Consider the following 15,874-nt stretch of genomic DNA (forward strand, 5'->3'; position numbering starts at 1 on the left):
GGCCGTGCCGCCCCTGGTGTTGTCGGCTTGTGGTGTCGGCTTGTGTTGACGGCTGGTGTTGTCGGCGTCCCCGGTCAGCGGTGGGCGAACGGCTGGTCGGTGGGGACGATCTCATGGCCGAGGGGGGCCAGGGAGATCGGGATGAGCTTGAAATTGGCCAGGCCCAGCGGGATGCCGATGATCGTGACGCAGAGGGCGACGCCGGTGAGGAGATGGCCGAGCGCCAGCCACCAGCCCGCGAGGACGAGCCAGAGGACATTGCCGACGCAGGAGGGGGCTCCGGCGTCGCGGCGGGGGACGGCGGTGCGGCCGAAGGGCCACAGGGCGAAGCCCGCGATGCGCAAGGAGGCGATCGCGAAGGGGATGCCGATGATCGTGACGAAGAGCAGGACCCCGGCGAGGAGATAGAGGATCGCCATCCAGACGCCGGAGAGGACCAGCCAGATCAGGTTCAGGAGGGTTTTCACGGTCGGCGGCCTCCTGCCATCTGCTCGAGACGGGCGATGCGCTCCCGCATGGGCGGGTGGGTGGAGAAGAGCTTGGCCATGCCCTCACCGGCGCGGAAAGGGTTGGCGATCATCAGGTGGCTGGCGGTCTCCAGACGGGGCTCGGGCGGCAGCGGAAGCTGCTTGGTGCCCGCCTCCAGCTTGCGCAGGGCGCTGGCGAGGGCCAGCGGGTCGCCGGTGAGCTGGGCGCCGGAGGCGTCCGCCTCGTACTCGCGGGAGCGGCTCACGGCGAGCTGGATGATGGAGGCCGCGAGCGGGCCGAGGATCATGATCAGCAGCATGCCGAGGAAGCCGGGGCCCTCGTCGTCGTCGGACCGACCCATGGGGATCAGCCAGGCGAAGTTCACCAGGAACATCACGACGCTGGCGAGCGCGCCCGCGATCGAGGAGATCAGGATGTCGCGGTTGTAGACATGGCTGAGCTCATGGCCGATGACCCCGCGCAGCTCGCGCTCGTCCAGCAGCCGCAGGATGCCGTCGGTGCAGCAGACCGCCGCGTTACGGGGGTTGCGGCCGGTGGCGAAGGCGTTGGGGGCCTCGGTCGGGGAGATGTAGAGCCGGGGCATCGGCTGGCGGGCGGCCGTGGAGAGCTCGCGCACCATCCGGTACAGCCCTGGCGCCTCGAACTCGCTGACGGGGCGGGCGCGCATCGCGCGCAGGGCCAGCTTGTCACTGTTCCAGTAGGCGTACGCGTTGGTCCCAAGTGCGACGATCACCGCGATGATCAGTCCGGTACGGCCGAAGAGGCTGCCGATGACGATGATGAGCGCGGACAGACCACCGAGGAGTACGGCGGTCTTCAGCCCGTTGTGCCGGCGGTGCACGGTGTGCCCTCCCGATGTGCCGCAGGGGAACCCTTTGCCTGGTGTCTCCACCTTCCAGTGGACCCTCCTGAAAAAGTCAACGCCAGGCGAAGGGCACCAGTTCCCTTGTGCACATGGGCGCGGGCCCGCAGGGGCCGTGGGGGTGACCCACGGAGGCCGCGGGGGTGACCCACGGGGCCCGCGGGGGTGCCTACAGCAGGGTGCTCGAGGCGAACCGGAGAACGAGTTGCGGGGCTCCCGAGAGGGCGATGCCGGCGGCCGCGGTGAGGGCGATGGCGGCCGTAAGGGGGACGGCACGGGGGCGGGTGATGGCCGCCCCGGCCGCGGGCACGGGCTCCGTCGCCGCGGCGGGCTCCGGGGCGCGGAAGAGCACCGTCGTCCACTGGAGGTAGTAGTAGAGCGCCACGACCACGTTCAGCGCCATCACCACCGCGAGCCAGCCCAGCCCCGCGTCCACCGCCGCCGAGAAGACGGTCACCTTGGCGAAGAGGCCGATGACGCCCGGGGGCAGCCCGGCCAGGCACAGCAGGAAGAAGGCCAGGACCAGGGCGGCGGCCGGGCGGGACCCGTACAAGCCGCGGTAGTCGGTGAGCCGGTTGGCCGGGCTCGTACGGGCCACCAGGGCGGCCACGGCGAACGCGCCGAGGTTCACGACCGCGTACATCAGGGCGTACGCGACCGTGGAGCCGATGGCGCGGGAGGCGTCCTCGCCTGAGTCGGCGTAGCCGGCCGCGGCGATCGGGACCAGCAGATAGCCCGCCTGGGCGACGGAGGACCACGCGAGCAGCCGTACGGCGCTGAAGGCGCGCTCCGGGCGCTGGCGCAGCGCCGCGGCGTTCCCCGCGGTCATGGTGAGGGCGGCCAGGACGGCGACGGCCGGGCCCCACACATCGGCGTAGGAGGGGAAGGCGAGGACGGTCACCAGGATGAGTCCGGAGAACCCGACCGCCTTACCGACGACGGACAGATACGCGGCGACGGGCACCGGCGCGCCGGCGTAGGTGTCGGGCACCCAGAAGTGGAAGGGCACGGCGGCGGTCTTGAACGCGAAGCCCACCAGGGTGAGCACGACGCCCGCCTGGGCGAGCGTGTCCAGCCGCGGGTCGACATGGGTGAGGGCGTCGGCGATCCGGGACAGGTGGAGGCTGCCGGTGGCGGCGTAGACGAAGCTGACGCCGAGCAGCATCACGGCGGTCGCGGTGACCGAGGAGAGGAAGAACTTCAGCGCGGCCTCGGAGGAGAGGCGGTCACCGCGGCGCAGGCCCACGAGGGCGAAGGCCGGGAGCGAGGCCACTTCCAGGGCGATGACCAGGGTGGCCAGATCGCGGGAGGCGGGCAGCAGGGCCGCCCCGGAGGCGGAGGACAGCAGCAGGAACCAGAACTCGCCCGCGGGGAGTTTGAGATCGTCGAGGGCGCTGAAGGACAGCAGCGCGGTGAGCAGCGCCCCGCCGAGCACCAGGAACTGGATGACGAGCGCGAAGGTGTCGGCCGTGTAGCTGCACGCGTGGGCGCCGGTGGTCAGGCAGAAGGTGGAGCGGTCGCCGTCCAGCAGCGGCAGCAGGGCGAGCACGGCCAGGGCCAGTCCCGCTATCGCTCCCCAGCCCAGCAGGTGCTTCCTGCGCTCGGGCAGGAAGAGGTCCGCGACGAGGACGGCGAGGCCGGCCAGGGCCGCGATGGTGGGCGGTGCGACCGCGAGCCAGTCGACGGACTGGACGAGGCTCGTGGCGAGGCTCGAGGCGTTCGGAGTCATCGGGTGCCTCCCGCGAGGAGCTGCTGCACGGCCGGGTCGGTGAGGCCGAGGAGGGCCGCGGGCCACAGTCCGGCGAGGACGGTGAGGGCCACCAGGGGGCTCCAGGCGGCGAATTCATGGCCGTGGACGTCGGCCAGGGCGGGCCGCTCGGCCTCGGTCCCGGTGCCGGGCTCGATCGGATGGTCGCCCATGCAGACGCGCCGTACGACGATGAGCATGTAGGCGGCGGTGAGCAGGGTGCCGAAGGCGGCGAGCGCCATATAGGTGAGATACGCCGGGCGGCTGAGCCCGTCGGCGGGGTCGAAGGCGCCGAACATGGCGAGCATCTCGCCCCAGAACCCGGCGAGTCCGGGCAGCCCCAGGGAGGCCACCGCGCCGAAGGCGAGCAGCCCGCCGAGGCGTGGCGCCCTGCCGTAGAGGGCGGCGCCGCTGGTGCCCGAGAGCTGGTCCAGGTCGGTGGTGCCGGAGCGGTCCTTGAGGGCGCCGACCAGGAAGAAGAGCAGTCCGGTGATCAGGCCGTGGGCGATGTTGGCGAACAGCGCGCCGTTCACCCCGGTGGGGGTGAGGGTCGCGATGCCCAGCAGCACGAAGCCCATATGGCCGACGGAGGAGTAGGCGATCAGCCGCTTGAGGTCGCCCTTGGCGCCCGCGCGGGCCAGCGCGAGGCAGGCGAGGGATCCGTAGATGATGCCGACGACGGCGAACGCGGCGAGGTAGGGCGCGTAGGTGTGGGCCGCGTCGGGGGTCATCGGCAGCACGATGCGGACGAGGCCGTACGTGCCCATCTTGAGCAGCACGCCCGCCAGCAGCACCGAGCCCACGGTGGGGGCGGCGGTGTGGGCGTCGGGCAGCCAGCTGTGCAGCGGCCACATCGGGGCCTTGACGGCGAGTCCGACGATGATGGCGAGGGCCGCGATGAGCTGGGTGGTGTGGCTGAGCCCGGAGCCATTGTCGGTGGCGAGTGCCACCATGTCGAAGGTGCCGCCCTTGAGCCCGACGAGGAGGAGGCCGAGCAGCATGACCACGGAGCCGAGCAGCGTGTAGAGGATGAACCGCCAGGCGGCGCGCTCGCGTTCGGCGCCTCCCCACCGGTTGATGAGGAAGTACATCGGGATGAGGACCATCTCGAACGCCAGGAAGAACAGCATCAGGTCCAGCACCGCGAAGCTGGCCAGGGTGCCGGACTCCAGGAGGAGCAGCAGCGCGACGAAGGCTTTGGGGGACGGCCCGGAGGGCCGGTTGAAGTAGGCGTAGAGCGCGCTGAGGAAGGTCAGCAGCGCGGTCAGCACGAGCAGCGGCAGCGAGACGCCGTCCACGCCGAGGTGGATGCGGATGTCCAGGGCCGGGATCCAGCCGATGTCGGTCTGGGCCTGCATCCTGGCCGGGTGGTCGTGGTCGAAACCGGCGGCCAGGGCGATGGCGGCGGCGAGCACCACGCCGGTGACGGTCACGCCGTGGCGCATGACGGCCTGGTCGGGCCCGCGGCCGCGCAGTCCGGGCGGGGCCGGGAGCAGGGCGGCGACGGAGCCGAGCAGGGGGAGCACGACCAGGGCGGCGAGGAGGAGTTGCTGGACGGTGTGGTTCACGGGTCAGGCTCCCGCTGCGACGAGGACGGCGGCCACGGCCAGGACGAGGGAGCCCGCGAGCAGCGCGCCGAGGTAGGTCTGCACATTGCCGGTCTGCGCGCGGCGTACGGCCGCGCCGAGCAGCCGGGGCGCACCGCCCGCGCCGCGTACGTACGTCTCGACGACCTCGCGGTCGAGGAAGCGGACGAGCCGGGCGGCGGCCCGCACGGGCCGCACGAACAGGGCTCCGTAGACGGCGTCGAGGTGGAAGCCGACGGCCGCGTGGCGGTGCAGCGGGCCCAGGAGCAGCCGCCCGGGGTCGGCGGGGTCGCTGGCGCCCGCGATGGAGCCGTAGGCCGCCTCGTGGGTGGCGATGGCCTCGGCCTCGGAGACGGCGTCGGCGGCCTCGGGGTGGGCGGCCACCGCGCCGAGCGGGACCTGGCGGGCCCGCGCCGAGCTGTGCCGCCAGGCGCCGTACATGACGAGGGCGCCGCCGAGGGCCAGCCCGGTGCCGAGGACGGACGTGGTGAGCGTCGGGGTGAGGGACTCGCCGTCGAACCAGTCGGGCAGCGTGCCGTAGGCGAGGCCGAGGGCGGCCGTGGGGAGGAACAGCACCCACAGGACGACGTTCATGGCCACCGGCTGCTTGCCGTGGTCGGGGACGGGCTCGCCCTGGCCGCGGAAGGCGAGCAGCCACAGCCGGGCCGCGTATCCGGCGGTCAGGAGCGCGGTGAGCAGTCCGGCGAGGAGCACGGTCCAGCCGACGCCCTCCGGGACGCCGGAGGTGTGGCCGGTGGCGGCGTGCTCGGCCGCGCCGAGGACGGCCTCCTTGGAGAAGAAGCCCGCGAAGGGCGGGATGGCGGCTAGCGCGAGCAGCGCGACCGTCATCGTCCAGAAGGCGTCGGGGATGCGCTGGGCGAGGCCGCTCATCCGGGACATGGCGGCCAGGGAGTTGCTGCCGGCGGCGTGGATCACCACGCCCGCGCCGAGGAACAGCAGCGCCTTGAACGCGCCGTGGGTGATGAGGTGGAAGACGGCGGCGCCGCGGTCGTCGACGGCCAGCGCGCCCGTCATATAGCCGAGTTGACCGACGGTCGAGTAGGCGAGGACGCGTTTGATGTCGTCCTGGGCGAGCGCGGCGAGCGCCGAGCCGACCATCGTCACGGCCGCCATGGCGGCCAGCACGGCGAGCGCGGCGGCCGAGGAGGCGAAGACGGGCAGCAGCCGGGCCACCACATAGACACCGGCGGCGACCATGGTGGCCGCGTGGATCAGCGCGGAGACCGGGGTGGGGCCGGCCATCGCGTCCGGCAGCCAGGTGTGCAGCGGGAACTGCGCGGACTTCCCCGCGACCCCGGCGAGCAGCAGCAGCGCGATCAGGGTGGGGTGGTCCAGCGGCGCCCCGGCGGTCTCGGAGGTCAGCCGGGTGTGGATCTCGCTGATGCGGAACGTTCCGGTGTCGCCCGCGAGCGCGAAGATGCCGATCAGGAACGGGACGTCGCCGAGCTTGGTGACCAGGAACGCCTTCAGGGACGCGGAGCGCGCGGCCGCGGTCTCCCAGTAGTGGCCCACCAGGAAATACGAGCAGATGCCCATGATCTCCCAGCCGACGAGCAGCACGATCAGGTCGTCGGAGTAGACGACGAGCAGCATCGCGGCGGTGAAGAGGGAGACGAGCGCGGCGTAGGAGGGGTAGCGGGGGTCGTCGCGCAGATAGCCGGTCGAGTAGATCTGCACACAGCAGGCGACGACGGCGACGAGGACCGCGACCAGGGCGGCGAAGCCGTCGATCTGGAGGGCCAGGTCGACGGGGACCGAGCCGGTGTCGGCGAGCCGGGTCGCGGCGGTGAGCGGGGCCGTGCCGCCGCCCGCTCCGCCGCCCTGCCGCACGGCGACGAGCACGGCGAGCCCGGCCGCGGCGAGGGTCGGCAGCACCGCGAGGGGGCGGACGAAACCGGGGGCGCGGCGGCCCAGCAGAAGCCCGGCGACGGCGCCGAGGAACGGCAGGAGGGGGACGAGAACGGCGGCGGTCGTGGTCGTCACGCGGTCTGCCTCCGGGCGCGTCGTGCCTGGTCGGCGGCGTTGTCAGTGGGCGCTGCCATGCTGTCGTCCATCGGGTCCTGGCCGGCCGACGGGGGGTCGGCCAGGTCCCGCAGCCGGTCGACGTGGGAGGTGCCGCTGTTGCGATACACGAGCAGGACGATGGCGAGTCCGATGCCGATCTCGGCGGCGGCGATGGCGATGGTGAAGAGGGTCAGCGCCTGGCCCGTGTGCAGGGTGTCGCGGAGCCAGACGTCGAAGGCGACGAGGTTGAGGTTGACGGCGTTGAGCATCAGCTCGACCGACATCAGCACCAGGATCGCGTTGCGGCGGGCGAGGACGCCGTACAGACCGGTGCAGAAGAGGAGGACGGCGAGCACGGCGGGGTAGGCGAGGTGCATCAGCGCTTCTCCTTGCCGTGGCCGGTGCGTGGGCCACTGTCGTGGCCGCTCTTGCGGGAGAGGACGATCGCGCCCACGAGCGCGGCGAGGAGCAGCACGGACAGCGCCTCGAACGGCAGCACCCAGTGGCGGAAGAGGCTCTCACCGGAGACGGCGGTGGAGCCCTGCACGCCCTTGTCCAGCTCGATCCAGGTGGTCCGGAAGGCGTCCACGACCACCCATACCAGGACGCCCGCGGCGGCCACGGCCACGGCGAGCGCGGCCGGGCGGTTGCCCGAATCGGCGTCCGGGGAGCGGCCGATGGGCGCCCTGGTGAGCATCAGTCCGAAGAGGAGGAGGACGACCACGGACCCGACGTAGATCAGCACCTGCACCCAGGCGATGAACTCCGCCGTGAGCAGGAGGTACTCCACGGCGAGGCCGCCGAGCGCCACCACCAGCCACAGGGCGGCGTGCACCAGCTGCTTGGTGGTGACGGTGACGACGGCCGCGCCGAAGGTCGCGATGCCCACCAGCAGGAAGGCGATCTCGACTCCGGTCGGCGACAGGAACCCGTGGCCGGTGGCGGCCAAATGGACCGCAGGGCTCACGAGGCGGCTCCGTTCCCGTGCTCGGTCTCGGTCTGCGCGGCCTCGGCGGCCTGTGCGGCCTCGGCGGCGGCGAGCTTGTCGGCGGCCTTACGGGCGGCGGCGAGCTCCTTGGGCTCCTCCGCGCGCGGGTCGAGCGCGGGCGGCGCGGGCACCGTCCACATCCACTCGCGGAGCTTGTCCCGCTCATGGGTGAGATCGCGGATGTCCTCCTCCGCGTACTCGAACTCCGGCGACCAGAACAGCGCGTCGAAAGGGCACACCTCGATGCAGATACCGCAGTACATGCACAGCGCGAAGTCGATCGCGAACCGGTCCAGCACATTGCGGCTGCGCTCGCGCCCGCCCGGGGCGGCCGGGGGCACGGTCTCCTTGTGCGAGTCGATATAGATGCACCAGTCCGGGCATTCGCGGGCGCACAGCATGCAGACCGTGCAGTTCTCCTCGAACAGCCCGATCACCCCGCGGGTGCGGGGCGGCAGCTCGGGCTGCGCGTCCGGATACTGCGCGGTGTGCGACTTCCGGGTCATCGTGCGGAGGGTGACGGCCAGGCCCTTGGCCAGACCGGATCCGGGGATGCCCATCAGGAGATCACCACCTTGACGACGCCGGTGAGGGCGATCTGGGCCAGTGAGAGCGGAATGAGGCAGGTCCAGGCGAACCGCTGGAGCTGGTCCTCGCGCAGCCGCGGATAGCTGACCCGTAGCCAGATCACGATGAAGGCGAGGACGGCCGTCTTCAGCAGGGTCCACAGCCAGCCGAGGCCGTCGGCGGACGGCCCGTGCCAGCCACCGAGGAAGAGGACGGTGGTCAGCGCGCACAGGACGACGATGCCCGCGTACTCGGCGAGCAGGAAGAGCGCGAACCGCAGGCCCGTGTATTCGGTGTACGCACCGAAGATGATCTCGGAGTCGGCGATCGGCGCGTCGAACGGCGGGCGCTGGAGCTCGGCGAGACCGGCGGTGAAGAACACCAGCCCGCCGACGATCTGCCACGGCACCCACCACCACTCGAACGCGTCGAGGATGCCGGGCAGCGAGACCGTGCCCGCCGCCATCGCCACGGAAGCGGCGGTGAGCAGCATCGGCAGCTCGTACGCCATGAGCTGGGCGGCCGTGCGCAGACCGCCGAGAAGGGAGAACTTGTTCGCCGAGGCCCAGCCCGCCATCAGCGAACCGAGCACGCCGACGCCCAGCACGGCGAGCACGAAGAAGATGCCCGCGTCCAGGACCTGGCCGACCGCGCCCTCGGCGGGGCCGATCGGGATCGCGACGAGGACGAGGAGGTACGGCAGCAGGGCGACGGCGGGCGCGAGCTGGAAGATCCGCCGGTCGGCTCCGGCCGGTACGACGTCTTCCTTCTGCGCGAACTTCACGCCGTCCGCGACCAGCTGGGCCCACCCGTGGAAGCCGCCCGCGTACATCGGCCCGAGGCGGCCCTGCATATGGGCCATGACCTTGTGTTCGGTCTGCCCCACGACTAGGGGCAGCACGAGAAAGGCGAGCAGGAGCGCGAGCAGTCGCAGCGCGACGTCGAGGACGTCGTTCACGCGGCGCCTCCTGGCTGGTCGTCGGTGTCGGTGTCGTTGTCGGGGGTGGCCTCCCGGATGTCCGGTGTGTCCGGGGTACCGGGTGCGTCGGCGGCGGCGTCAGGGGTGGCCCGGGTGCCGGGCGCGGCGTCCGGTGCGTCCGGGGTGCCGGGGGTGTCGGGCGCGGGGTCTGGTTTTGCGCCGCGTCCGTCTTCGGTTGCCTCGGGCTGCGCTTCCGGTTCCGGTGCCTGCGGCTCGCGCGGGGACTCGGCGTCCTCGTCCCGGTCCTCGTCCCGCGCGGGGCGCGCGTGGTGCCACGGGGCGTCGGACGAGCGGCGCTGCGGCGCGGGGCGCCGCGGGCGAGCCGGGGCCTGGGGCGCCGACGGCTCGTCGGCCGCGTCCGTGGCCGAGGCTTCGGCCGCAGCCTCAGCGCCCGCCGGGCGCTGGCTCGCCGAGCCCTCGCCCGCGGTGCGGGAGCGCCGCGCCGGGCGTTCGGCCGCCGGGGCAGGGGTCTCCCCCGCCGCATCCGCCGTCTCCGCCACGCGCTGGCTCGCGGAACCCTGGCTCGCGCTGCGGGCACGCCGGGCCGGGCGCTCGGCCGTCGGGGGCTGGGCCTCCGTAGCCTCCGCTGACGCCTCCGCGCTCGCCGGGCGCTGGCTCGCCGAGCCCGCCGTCGCGCTGCGGGTGCGGCGGGCGGGGCGCTCGCCCGCGGCGGCGCCCGCCGCGCGGGCGCCCCGCGCCGGGCGGGCCGGGGCAGGGGGCAACTGGCCCTTGAGCGGGCCCCACTCGTTGGGGTCGGGGACCCCCGGCGGCAGCATCTGGCGCCGCTTGGGGCCGCCGTGTTCGGACTCCCCCGGCTCCTTCGCGCCGGGCCACGCCTTGACGACCCGGGCCGCCAGGACGAAGTCCTTGCGCAGCGGATGCCCCTCGAAGCCGTCGGGCAGCAGCAGCGGCGCGAGACCGGGGTGGCCGGGGAAGCCGATGCCGAACATCTCGTGGGTCTCGCGCTCATGCCAGGCGGCCCCGGCGTAGACGCCGGTCGCGGTCGGCAGTGCGGGGGCCTCGTGCGGCACGGTGGTGCGCAGCAGCAGACCGCGCACCGCGGGCCCGGCCCCGGCCCCGGGCCCAGCTCCAGGCGTGGCCGCGGGGGCTCCCAGGGCGACGACGCGCGCGGCCACGCGGAAGCCGGTGCCCGGCTCGTCGACCGCGCTCAGCCAGTCGAAGTAGGTGCAGCCGAGGGTGTCGCGGGCCGTCTCCAACGCCGCGGTCCAGGAGTCGGCGGGGACGTCGACGGTCAGCAGGCCGTACGCCTCCTCCGCCGTGGCGCCCTCGCCGAACAGCTCGGCAGCGGACCGCGGCAGCCAGCCCACGGGCGGCGCGGCCTCGGCCGTGCCGCTCGGCTCCACCGTCTCGTTCGGCTCGTTGGCCTCATGCCGGTCGGTCATCGCGTGTCTTTCCGCTCCGGAGGCGTGACCAGGCCGCTGCGCAGCGCGGCTGCCGTTGGACGGCCCGTGGCCGTGGGCGTGGTCGTGGAGGCGGCCCCGCCGGAATTGCCGTAGCGCTCGCCGAGCGACTCGCGTGCGATCTTCTCCTGGAGCTTGAGGATGCCCTGGAGCAGCGCCTCGGGTCGGGGCGGGCAGCCGGGGACGTAGACGTCGACGGGGATGATCTGGTCGACGCCCTTGGTCACGGCGTACGAGTCCCAGTAGGGGCCGCCGCAGTTCGAGCAGGCCCCGAAGGAGATCACGTACTTCGGCTCCGGCATCTGCTCGTACAGCCGCTTCACCGCGGGCGCCATCTTGTCCGTGACCGTGCCGGAGACGACCATCAGGTCGGCCTGGCGCGGCCCCGGTGCGAAGGGGATCACGCCGAGCCGGATGAAGTCGTGGCGGGCCATCGAGGCCGCGATGAATTCGATCGCGCAACAGGCGAGCCCGAAGTTGAAGACCCACAGGCTGTAGCGGCGGCCCCAGTTCAGGACCACCTTCATCGGCTCGGGCGCCAGCCGGGCCAGCGGGCCGAGACGGCGCGGCTCCGGCAGGTCCACCGGGGCGGGCGCGGGGACCGGCGGCCCGGAGACCGGCGTCGGCGTTGGCGTCGGGTTCGGTGTCACGTCCACTCCAGGACGCCCTTCTTCCATGCGTACAGCAGACCTACGGCGAGGAACCCGAGGAAGATGAACATCTCCACCAGCGTGGCGGCCCCGAAGCCGGGCGCCGCGAAGACCGTCGCCCACGGGAACAAGAAGATCGAGTCAACGGCGAAAATCACATACAGAAAAGCGTAGACGTAGTAGCGGACCTGGGTGTGGGCCCAGCCCTCGCCCACGGGGTCCACTCCGCACTCGTAGGTCAGCAGCTTCTCCGGCGTGGGCACGACAGGCCGCAGCAGCCGCCCGGCCCCGAAGGCCACGGCGACGAAGATCACGCCGATCGCCGCCAGCAGTCCGACCACCGCATAGCCGTGGAAGTAGTCGGCCGCGAGCTGGACGCTGGTGACGCTGGTCGTGCGTACGGTCGTCGCCTCCGGCACGTCCGCCCCTCGCTCCCTGGTCTCGTGGTCCTTGTCCGCTCCTCGTCGACCTCGCGTGTTCGACGATCCGTACGGACGGGAAGTCTAGGCCCTGCCGCCACCCGGCCGGGCGGCCCGTCCGCCATGCGGTGGGGGTAGCCCCATGGCGGAGCCCCCGCGGGGCCGGGCAGTCTTGCTGTCATGACCTCCAGTTCCCCCGTCGACGGGCCCGTCGGCGGCCCCGACAGCGACGGCTACGGCGGCGGCCACGACGGCGCCCGTGGCCGCGCCGACGAGCGGCTGCCGCGCCCGCCCGCGTTCGCCTTCCCCGCGCAGACCTGGAAGGAGATCGCGTATCTCCTGGCCAATCTGCTCGTGGGCATCGTGTGCTTCGTCTTCACCCTGGTCTGGCTGGCCGTGGGCCTGGGACTGGCCGTCACGGTGGTGGGCCTGCCCCTGCTGGCCCTGGGGCTGCGGTTCAGCCGGCTGCTCGGCCGGTTCGAGCGGAACCGCGCCAGGGCGCTGCTCTCGGTGCGCATCGACGAGCCCAGCCCCCTGCCGTACCACCCGGACAGCGGCTTCCTCGGCAAGCTGTGGACGAGTCTGCGGGACCCGGTCGGCTGGCGGGCCACGCTCTATGCCCTGATCCGGCTGCCGTGGTCGGTGGTCACCTTCGCGATCACCCTGACCTCGCTGTTCGCGGCCTGGCCGGTGCTGCCGTGGATCGCCCGGGGGCTGACGCATGTGGACCGGGCGATGGTGCGCGGGCTGCTGTTCCCCTCCGACGAGCTGGAGCGGCGGATCGCCGAGCTGGAGTCGGACCGGGGCACGGTGGTGGACACCGCCGCCGCCGACCTGCGCCGGATCGAACGCGACCTCCACGACGGCGCCCAGGCCCGCCTCGTCGCCCTCGCCATGGGGCTCGGTCTGGCGAAGGAGAAGCTGGAGGAGGACCCGGAGGCCGCAGCGAAGATGGTGGACGAGGCGCACGGCGAGGTGAAGCTGGCCCTCCAGGAGCTGCGCGACCTCGCCCGCGGCATCCACCCCGCCATCCTCACCGACCGCGGCCTCGGCCCCGCACTCTCCGCGCTCTCGGCCCGCTGCACCGTGCCCGTGAAGGTGGCGGTCGAGCTGCCCGAACGCCCGGCACCGGCCATCGAGGGCATCGCCTACTTCACCGTCTCCGAGCTGCTCCAGAACATCAGCAAGCACAGCGGCGCCCGCACCGCCGAGGTCGAGCTGTGGCGCACCGAGGACCGGCTGCTGATCCAGGTGCGGGACGACGGACGCGGCGGGGCGTCCACCGACGGGGGCACGGGGCTCGCGGGGCTGGCGGAGCGGCTGGGCTCGGTGGACGGGCTGTTCGTGGTGGATTCGCCGTCCGGTGGGCCGACCGCCGTGACCGCCGAGCTGCCCTGGCGCCACCGGACCGGGTCGGCGGCGGGCGCGGCGGTGGCACGGTCCCGGCGCAGAGCCTGAGAACGGGCACGGCGGCCTCAACCCTCAAGGCCCGACCTCACCCCGCGAGATCCATCCCGACCTCACCCCTCAAGGTCCTGCCCGCACCCCCCGAGGTCCTGCCCGCACCCCCCGAGGTAGGGCTAACCCCCCGGTGAAGAGGCCGACCCGCCCGATGGCCGGGCCGACCCCGCTCCGGGAGTCTTGGGGATACGCAGAAGCGCGACCGATCGCGACCGATCAGGCCCCCGGAGGACGGACGAGACGATGGCCACCGCATACCGCCCCTATGAGCCGGGGACCGAGCCCCGCGGCCAGCTGGTGCCCGCAGCGCTGAAGGCGCCGTTCCAGGGCCGCGTGTGGCGTGAGTTCCTGTACGTCCTGATCAGCCTGCCGATGGCCATCCTCACCTTCGTCTACACGGTCACGATGATCTCGCTCGGCGCCGGGCTGCTGATCACCTTCCTCGGCGTCCCGGTGCTCGGCGCCGCCCTCGCGGGCTGCCGGGCGCTCGGCGTCGTCGAGCGGGCCCGCGCCCGCGCGCTGCTGGGGCTCGAGGTGGCCGAGCCCGAGCCCGTACTCGGCCGGAGGGGCGGCCGCGGGGGCAGGCGCGGACCGGTCGCCTGGGTGGGCGCGCTGCTCAGGAGCGGCACCTCCTGGCGGCATGTGATCTACGCGCTGATCCATCTGCCGTGGGCGGTCTTCTCCTTCGGCTTCGCGGTGGCGTTCACCTGCTACGGCTGGGGCTTCGCGACCTATCCGCTGTGGCGCTGGGTCTTCCCCCGGTATCTGGACGAGCCCGGGCTCCAGGTCTTCGGGGACGACCACGGGCGCAACTTCTATCTGGACACCCCATTCGAGATCGCCGTGACCTGCGCCGCCGGGGTGCTGGTCCTGCTGCTGACCCCGTGGATCATGCGGGCGCTGACCTCGGTCGACCGGATCATGGTGAGCGGGCTGCTCGGCCCGTCCCGGCTGGCGAGCCGGGTCTGGGAGCTGGAGTCGGACCGCGGCACGGTGGTGGACACCGCCGCCGCCGACCTGCGCCGGATCGAACGCGACCTCCACGACGGCGCCCAGGCCCGCCTGGTCGCCCTCGCCATGGATCTGGGCCTGGCGAAGGAGAAGCTGGAGGAGGACCCGGAAGCCGCAGCGAAGATGGTCGACGAGGCCCACGGCGAGGTGAAGCTCGCCCTCCAGGAGCTCCGCGACCTCGCCCGCGGCATCCACCCCGCCATCCTCACCGACCGCGGCCTCGGCCCCGCCCTCTCCGCCCTCGCCGCCCGCTGCACCGTCCCGGTGAAGGCGACCGTGGACCTGCCGCAGCGGCCCGCGCCCGCGATCGAGGGCATCGTCTACTTCACCGTCTCCGAGCTGCTCCAGAACATCAGCAAGCACAGCGGCGCCCGCACCGCCGAGGTCGACGTCTGGCGCACCGAGGACCGGGTGATGCTCCAGATCACGGACGACGGACGGGGCGGGGCCGACACCTCCGCCGGTTCGGGTCTCGCCGGTCTTGCCGAGCGGATCGACGCGGTGGACGGGGTCCTCGTCGTCCACTCCCCGGCGGGCGGCCCGACCACGGTGACCGCCGAGCTCCCCTGGCGCTGACGGCGCACGCCCCTGGCGCTGACCCCACACGCCCCTGGCGCTGACGGCGCACACCCTTCCGTTTGTACGCGGCTCGTGCGCGACCGGTTGCGCGCAACTGGACGCGGCTGGTTCTGCGCGACGCGAGCGGCAGAACCCTGGGATGCTGGTCCCGACGAACCGAGTGAAACGGGGGCCGAGCATCGTGGCGGACAGAGTACGGGTGGTCATCGCCGAGGATTCGGTGCTGCTGCGGGAGGGGCTGACCCGGCTGCTGACCGACCGGGGCCATGACGTGGTCGCGGGCGTCGGGGACGCGGAAGCGCTGATCAAATCGGTGCGGGAGCTGGCCGACGAGGGCGCGCCACCGGACGTGGTGGTGGCCGACGTCCGGATGCCGCCCACGCACACCGACGAGGGGGTCCGGGCGGCCGTCCGGCTGCGCCGCGACCACCCCGGTCTCGCGGTGCTGGTCCTGTCGCAGTACGTGGAGGAGCAGTACGCCACCGAGCTGCTGGCCGGGAACAGCCGGGGCGTGGGCTATCTGCTCAAGGACCGGGTGGCCGAGGTGCGCGAGTTCGTGGACGCGGTGGTGCGGGTCGCCCAGGGCGGCACGGCACTCGACCCGGAGGTGGTCGCCCAGCTGCTGGGCCGCAGCCGCAAGCAGGATGTGCTGGCCGGACTCACCCCGAGGGAGCGCGAGGTCCTGGGGCTGATGGCCGAGGGCCGTACCAATTCGGCCATCGCCCGGCAGCTCGTGGTGAGCGACGGCGCGGTCGAGAAGCATGTGAGCAACATCTTCCTGAAGCTCGGCCTCTCGCCGAGTGACGGGGATCACCGTCGGGTGCTCGCCGTCCTCACTTATCTCAATTCCTGAGACTCTCAATTCCTGAAAGCAGACTCCCGCGCACCAAAGCGGGGCCAAAGGCTGAACGGGGGATCAGCGGAAATGACAGCACGGGGGGAGGGACACGTCATGCCAAACCAGGACATATATGGTTCTTCTTTCGGAGTCCACCATGTGATCCGGCCAAGGAAGGCCACCCTTACCGACGTACGATGGTCATGGGACAACAACCGGTCGGCACCGACTGTCCAGGAGCGCCGCCTCAAG

Annotated in this window: 15 protein-coding genes; 3 read left to right on the top strand and 12 right to left on the bottom strand. The window is 72.6% G+C overall.

What is annotated here, in order from left to right:
• Positions 1-74 precede the first annotated feature (74 nt).
• The 12 genes from ACT2CW_RS25250 to ACT2CW_RS25305 all read right to left on the bottom strand — a co-directional run bounded on the left by ACT2CW_RS25250 (position 75) and on the right by ACT2CW_RS25305 (position 11,733).
• Positions 75-467: a YccF domain-containing protein gene (locus ACT2CW_RS25250; protein ID WP_164435201.1), complete on the bottom strand. Its 393-nt coding sequence runs from the start codon at positions 465-467 to the stop codon at positions 75-77.
• Positions 464-1,330: a zinc metalloprotease HtpX gene (gene htpX, locus ACT2CW_RS25255; protein ID WP_086879996.1), complete on the bottom strand. Its 867-nt coding sequence runs from the start codon at positions 1,328-1,330 to the stop codon at positions 464-466. The genes ACT2CW_RS25250 and htpX overlap by 4 nt, the downstream gene beginning before the upstream one ends.
• Positions 1,331-1,520: 190 nt before the next feature.
• A complete protein-coding gene (locus ACT2CW_RS25260) occupies positions 1,521-3,080 on the bottom strand; it encodes an NADH-quinone oxidoreductase subunit N (protein WP_445518351.1) in 1,560 nt (519 codons plus the stop codon).
• On the bottom strand, positions 3,077-4,666 hold the full coding sequence (locus ACT2CW_RS25265) for a complex I subunit 4 family protein (protein ID WP_182467860.1): 1,590 nt from the start codon (positions 4,664-4,666) through the stop codon (positions 3,077-3,079). Before ACT2CW_RS25265 ends, ACT2CW_RS25260 begins: the two co-directional genes overlap by 4 nt.
• Positions 4,667-4,669: 3 nt before the next feature.
• Positions 4,670-6,688 carry an NADH-quinone oxidoreductase subunit 5 family protein gene (locus ACT2CW_RS25270; protein ID WP_414082969.1) on the bottom strand — a complete coding sequence of 673 codons (2,019 nt, stop codon included), beginning with the start codon at positions 6,686-6,688 and terminating at the stop codon, positions 4,670-4,672.
• A complete protein-coding gene (gene nuoK / locus ACT2CW_RS25275; RefSeq protein WP_164435197.1) occupies positions 6,685-7,086 on the bottom strand; it encodes an NADH-quinone oxidoreductase subunit NuoK in 402 nt (133 codons plus the stop codon). Before nuoK ends, ACT2CW_RS25270 begins: the two co-directional genes overlap by 4 nt.
• The gene (locus ACT2CW_RS25280) at positions 7,086-7,676 is read right to left on the bottom strand and encodes an NADH-quinone oxidoreductase subunit J family protein (protein ID WP_445518352.1); all 591 of its coding nucleotides are present in this window, start codon (positions 7,674-7,676) and stop codon (positions 7,086-7,088) included. The genes nuoK and ACT2CW_RS25280 overlap by 1 nt, the downstream gene beginning before the upstream one ends.
• Positions 7,673-8,257 (bottom strand): NuoI/complex I 23 kDa subunit family protein, encoded by a 585-nt coding sequence (locus ACT2CW_RS25285; RefSeq protein ID WP_445518353.1) that lies wholly within the window; start codon positions 8,255-8,257, stop codon positions 7,673-7,675. Before ACT2CW_RS25285 ends, ACT2CW_RS25280 begins: the two co-directional genes overlap by 4 nt.
• Positions 8,257-9,222, bottom strand: coding sequence for a complex I subunit 1/NuoH family protein (locus tag ACT2CW_RS25290; protein WP_037963643.1), 966 nt, complete (start codon positions 9,220-9,222; stop codon positions 8,257-8,259). Before ACT2CW_RS25290 ends, ACT2CW_RS25285 begins: the two co-directional genes overlap by 1 nt.
• Positions 9,219-10,646: an NADH-quinone oxidoreductase subunit C gene (locus ACT2CW_RS25295; protein ID WP_445518354.1), complete on the bottom strand. Its 1,428-nt coding sequence runs from the start codon at positions 10,644-10,646 to the stop codon at positions 9,219-9,221. Before ACT2CW_RS25295 ends, ACT2CW_RS25290 begins: the two co-directional genes overlap by 4 nt.
• Positions 10,643-11,320 carry an NADH-quinone oxidoreductase subunit B gene (locus ACT2CW_RS25300; RefSeq protein WP_445518355.1) on the bottom strand — a complete coding sequence of 226 codons (678 nt, stop codon included), beginning with the start codon at positions 11,318-11,320 and terminating at the stop codon, positions 10,643-10,645. Before ACT2CW_RS25300 ends, ACT2CW_RS25295 begins: the two co-directional genes overlap by 4 nt.
• On the bottom strand, positions 11,311-11,733 hold the full coding sequence (locus tag ACT2CW_RS25305; RefSeq protein ID WP_037963650.1) for an NADH-quinone oxidoreductase subunit A: 423 nt from the start codon (positions 11,731-11,733) through the stop codon (positions 11,311-11,313). Before ACT2CW_RS25305 ends, ACT2CW_RS25300 begins: the two co-directional genes overlap by 10 nt.
• Positions 11,734-11,913: 180 nt before the next feature.
• Between ACT2CW_RS25305 and ACT2CW_RS25310 the strand changes: the two genes are divergently transcribed.
• The 3 genes from ACT2CW_RS25310 (at position 11,914) to ACT2CW_RS25320 (ending at position 15,637) form a co-directional block, all read left to right on the top strand.
• Positions 11,914-13,191, top strand: coding sequence for a sensor histidine kinase (locus tag ACT2CW_RS25310; protein ID WP_445518356.1), 1,278 nt, complete (start codon positions 11,914-11,916; stop codon positions 13,189-13,191).
• Between the two features lie 246 nt (positions 13,192-13,437).
• On the top strand, positions 13,438-14,781 hold the full coding sequence (locus ACT2CW_RS25315) for a sensor histidine kinase (RefSeq protein WP_445518357.1): 1,344 nt from the start codon (positions 13,438-13,440) through the stop codon (positions 14,779-14,781).
• 142 nt (positions 14,782-14,923) lie between these two features.
• Entirely contained in the window at positions 14,924-15,637 is a 714-nt protein-coding gene (locus ACT2CW_RS25320; RefSeq protein WP_162001890.1) for a response regulator transcription factor, read from the top strand.
• Positions 15,638-15,874: the final 237 nt, after the last annotated feature.

Source organism: Streptomyces sp. NEAU-174 (assembly GCF_052665095.1).

What these genes read in the sequence shown, in the direction of transcription:
- ACT2CW_RS25260 (WP_445518351.1), bottom strand. Translation starts at nt 3,080, where the DNA reads ATGACTCCGAACGCCTCGAGCCTCGCCACGAGCCTCGTCCAGTCCGTC.
- nuoK (WP_164435197.1), bottom strand. Translation starts at nt 7,086, where the DNA reads ATGCACCTCGCCTACCCCGCCGTGCTCGCCGTCCTCCTCTTCTGCACC.
- ACT2CW_RS25285 (WP_445518353.1), bottom strand. Translation starts at nt 8,257, where the DNA reads ATGGGCATCCCCGGATCCGGTCTGGCCAAGGGCCTGGCCGTCACCCTC.
- ACT2CW_RS25295 (WP_445518354.1), bottom strand. Translation starts at nt 10,646, where the DNA reads ATGACCGACCGGCATGAGGCCAACGAGCCGAACGAGACGGTGGAGCCG.
- ACT2CW_RS25310 (WP_445518356.1), top strand. Translation starts at nt 11,914, where the DNA reads ATGACCTCCAGTTCCCCCGTCGACGGGCCCGTCGGCGGCCCCGACAGC.
- ACT2CW_RS25315 (WP_445518357.1), top strand. Translation starts at nt 13,438, where the DNA reads ATGGCCACCGCATACCGCCCCTATGAGCCGGGGACCGAGCCCCGCGGC.
- ACT2CW_RS25320 (WP_162001890.1), top strand. Translation starts at nt 14,924, where the DNA reads ATGCTGGTCCCGACGAACCGAGTGAAACGGGGGCCGAGCATCGTGGCG.